We start from the raw sequence: 3,874 nt of genomic DNA, 5'->3' as shown, positions 1-3,874 counted from the left end.
CCGGAGAAGGTGCCGCTGTCCAACGACGTGCAGTCGTGGGCGACGCTGACCCCGGACGAGCAGCAGCTCACCATGCGCGTGTTCACGGGCCTGACCCTGCTGGACACCATCCAGGGCACCGTCGGCGCCGTGTCGCTGATTCCGGACGCGCTCACCCCGCATGAAGAGGCTGTCTACACGAACATCGCGTTCATGGAGTCTGTGCACGCCAAGAGCTACTCCTCCATCTTCTCCACGCTGGCCTCCACCAAGGAAATCGACGAGGCGTTCCGCTGGTCCACCGAGAACGAGAACCTTCAGAAGAAGGCCCAGATCGTCATGGACTACTACCAGGGCGACGACCCCCTCAAGCGCAAGGTGGCCTCGACGCTGCTGGAAAGCTTCCTGTTCTACTCGGGCTTCTACCTGCCGATGTACTGGTCCTCCCGGGCCAAGCTGACGAACACGGCCGACCTCATCCGCCTCATCATCCGTGACGAGGCCGTCCACGGCTACTACATCGGCTACAAGTTCCAGAAGGGCCTGGAAGGCCTGTCGGCGGAGCGCAAGCAGGAGATCAAGGACTACACCTTCGAGCTGCTCTTCGAGCTGTACGAGAACGAGGTCCAGTACACGCACGACCTCTACGACTCCGTCGGCCTGGCCGAGGACGTCAAGAAGTTCCTGCACTACAACGCCAACAAGGCCCTGATGAACCTGGGCTACGAGGCCATGTTCCCGGCCTCCGTCACCGACGTGAACCCGGCCATCCTGTCGGCCCTGTCGCCGAACGCTGACGAAAACCACGACTTCTTCTCGGGCTCGGGTTCGTCGTACGTGATTGGCAAGGCTGTTAATACTGAGGATGATGACTGGGACTTCTAGTTCCTCCCAACTCTCTGTCCCATCGCTCGCTCCTGTTGTGCTCATAAACCGGGACGGCGGCCCCGCACGCATACGCGTGCGGGGCCGTTTTTGCGGGACGCGACCCCAACACTTCCGCTTCATGGGCAAAGCTCATCCTCGAAGCGCTCACCGCTCAGGCCAGTTGCGCGCCGGTTCCACTCCACCGTCCGTTACGGGCGGTCATTCCTGTCCGGTTCGAGGAGGGCCTGAATGGCGGCGTCGCAGAGCCTCGATAGCCGGGCGGCGCTGGTGGAGTGTGACGGGTTTACCCTAGTTGCATGGAGAACCTGAGGGGCCCATTGTATCTGGACGTCGCGGCGAAGGGCCTGTCCCTGGCGGGCGTTGTGATGATGCTTTTTGGGCATGGCGGTTGGTTCACCGTCGGTCTTTCCCTCGTGTTCATCGGCGTGCTGATTGGGGCATGTGCCATGGTGGCCGTCCGTCGGGTGCGGTCGCCTACCGGTCCTGCCCGCCCCACACTTTTCGGCTCGTGGGGCCGAAGGGGCGGCTCCTCAGACGGGGATACGGGCTCCTGAACCGCTGGGGGCGGATCGGCTCGCTTGCGGGTTCGGCGAGCAATATTGTGGCAAGCGAAGGGGCGCTGAATGTCGAAGGTACCGATCGTTTACAAGAGCACGCACCGGGTCAAGTTCTCCGAGCTCGACCCCTACAACCACGTGAGCACGGGGGAATACGCGACCTATTACGCAGATCACCGGATGGAGGGCCTGCGGGACTATGTCGGTTGGGATCTGGAAACGCTGGGGACATTGCCGTTCATGGTCTGGGTCCGGAGGATGGAGATCGACTTTCTGCGGCCTGCTCGGGGCGATCAGGAGATCACCATCACGTCGTTCGTGCGAGAGTTCCGCGGGCCCGATGCGCTTATCGAGTGCGCTATGGTCGATTCCGGCGGAACGAACGTGTCGCGCTGCGTCATGACCGTTGCCCACGTCGACAAGGAAACGAGTCGCGCGACGGACTGGCCGGCCGACGTCATGGCGCTGTTCTTCGAAAAAGAAGCCCCATGAGCGCTTCGGGTCGGTCTATGAACCGTTTATCGATGACGAATGGCAACCACTCTCAGAACCAGGGACGAACAGGACCTTAAGTGACTAAGTACAGGCCGGAGTCGCCGTCTCCAAGTGTCTTCGCCAACTAGGTCAGTTATCCGACAGCGTTAGAGAAAAATCCACGGAATGACGGTGATTAATTTCTGGCAATTTCCGCCAACTAGCCTCGGGTCTCACACCTCCTTCGTAACCCGAAACGACCCCGCACGCAGACGCGTGCGGGGTCGTTTTATTCAAAGGTCATTTATTGTGTGCTCATGAGGCGGATCTGCAGCGTAGTTCCTCTCGGCGCCGCTTGGTCTTACCACCTCGCCACCGGCCTGCATGTCGGCCTCACCTGGAAGTGACCGTGATCGGGCCGCTCGCTCCTGCGTGGGTACGAGCGGCCGCGATCCTCGGTCCGACCGTCAGGTGTAGCTCAGGCTGACCAGCAGTGCTTTGAGTTGGGTGTATTGGTTTGTCGCCATCCAGGCTTTCGCGGCCTCCCTGTTCGGGAACCCCGGGTCGCCGAAAAGAACCCGGGTGAACAGTCCGCCGTTGGCGGTGGAGACGAGATTGCACCATGATGCGACGCCCTCGCCCTCCTTCAGCGACCGGGGATCAGTTAGCCCCATGAAGTAGGCATCGCCATCACGAGAGGATTCCACAGCGAATCCGAAGACGGGCTTCTTGCCGTCCGGCGCCGTCATTCCGGAAACTGCCTTGTGATCGAACACGTGACGCGTCACGGGACCGCCAGCACACCCTGCAGTGACGCCGTTGGCCAGGAAGAGCAGATCGTTTCCCGCACCGTCAGCAACGGTGACCTCAACGCCGGGAAGGCCGGCGGGCGGGTGCACGGTTCGCACGGTCCACGTCTCCGGATAGGCGAACGAGATGTGTCCGTCCGGGAACGTGAAGGTCTTCAGCGCGGGAGACCCGTGCTTACCCGCTGAGGCGGGAACCTCCGACGCCGGTACCGCCCTGGCGGCAGTTGCCGTCGGTCCTGCAGTGGAAGCAGGTGGGAAAGTTAACGTCGCCGTGCGGTCTGCCATGGTACTCACGACAAGGCTCGAAGCGGCGGCCGGAGCCCCTGGCTGTGGCCCACAGCCGGCAAGGACGAGGCCGATGGAAGAACCTGCGATGGTGACGGCAGTGAAGAGTCTGGCGCGATGTGAATGCATTGTGTAGCCCCCAATTCTTATAACGGCGGGCCGAATGTCCCGCTTGAAAGCAAAGTTTCCGGGACACGGCCAGTAATTACAGCCAGGGCAAGCTATTTTTGCCTCCCGATCGCCCACACGCCTCAGATGGCCGCCGCCTGCCTCCCCGCCGGCACCCGTGACAGGAAGTCCTCCACCACCGCGGCGAACTCGTCGGGCCGTTCGATCTGCGGCATGTGCCCCGTCTTCGAGAATGTGTACGACTCGGCGTGTGGCAACGCTGCCACTGCCGCCTCGAGGTGGCTGAACGGGAGGATGTGGTCGTGGTCGCCCCAGACCACGAGCGTGGGAGTCTCCGACTGCGCCAACGCCCCGAGGAGGGCCTTCCGCCACCCGGCCCTGACGCCAAAGATGGTTCCKAGGTCGCGAGCGACGTCGAGGAGGGTCTGGCGGTGGGACGCCCGCTGGGACAAAGCGAACGCGTGGTCAACGCGGGCGTCGGTCACCAGTGCTTTGTCGTAGAAAATCGACTGGACGGTGCGGCGCGAAGCCACTGGATCCGGACGCATCAGCAACGCCGCGAGCGGCCCGACCGCGAGCAGGCGCAATACCAGTGCAACCTCCTTGCCAAACCCGGCACTGTTCGCAAGAACCAGCGCCGAAACACGCTCCGGGTGTTCGGCAGCCAGTTTCATGGCGACGGCCCCGCCCAGCGAGTTTCCCATCACGGGGAGCGGCTCGTGCACCCCGACGGCGTCGAGGAAAGCCGGCAAG

At 62.7% G+C, this 3,874-nt stretch carries 4 protein-coding genes; 2 read left to right on the top strand and 2 right to left on the bottom strand.

Annotated elements, in window-relative coordinates:
• Both nrdF and AC1D1S_RS19845 read left to right on the top strand, forming a co-directional pair.
• Nucleotides 1-864 (top strand): class 1b ribonucleoside-diphosphate reductase subunit beta (gene nrdF / locus AC1D1S_RS19850; protein WP_476995292.1); only part of this gene is annotated, 864 nt, incomplete at its 5' end.
• A gap of 626 nt (nucleotides 865-1,490) precedes the next feature.
• A complete protein-coding gene (locus AC1D1S_RS19845; RefSeq protein WP_028277887.1) occupies nucleotides 1,491-1,916 on the top strand; it encodes an acyl-CoA thioesterase in 426 nt (141 codons plus the stop codon).
• A gap of 449 nt (nucleotides 1,917-2,365) precedes the next feature.
• On the opposite strand, the gene AC1D1S_RS19840 is transcribed toward AC1D1S_RS19845, so the two are convergent.
• Both AC1D1S_RS19840 and AC1D1S_RS19835 read right to left on the bottom strand, forming a co-directional pair.
• The gene (locus AC1D1S_RS19840) at nucleotides 2,366-3,001 is read right to left on the bottom strand and encodes a hypothetical protein (protein WP_476945284.1); all 636 of its coding nucleotides are present in this window, start codon (nucleotides 2,999-3,001) and stop codon (nucleotides 2,366-2,368) included.
• Nucleotides 3,002-3,243: 242 nt separating this feature from the next.
• A partial coding sequence (locus AC1D1S_RS19835; protein ID WP_476995291.1) for an alpha/beta fold hydrolase occupies nucleotides 3,244-3,874 on the bottom strand: 631 nt, incomplete at its 5' end.

This window comes from Arthrobacter sp. P1_A5, from assembly GCF_056406825.1.
Note: the sequence above shows the minus strand (reverse complement) of the source record. Positions and strands in the feature narration are given on the sequence as shown.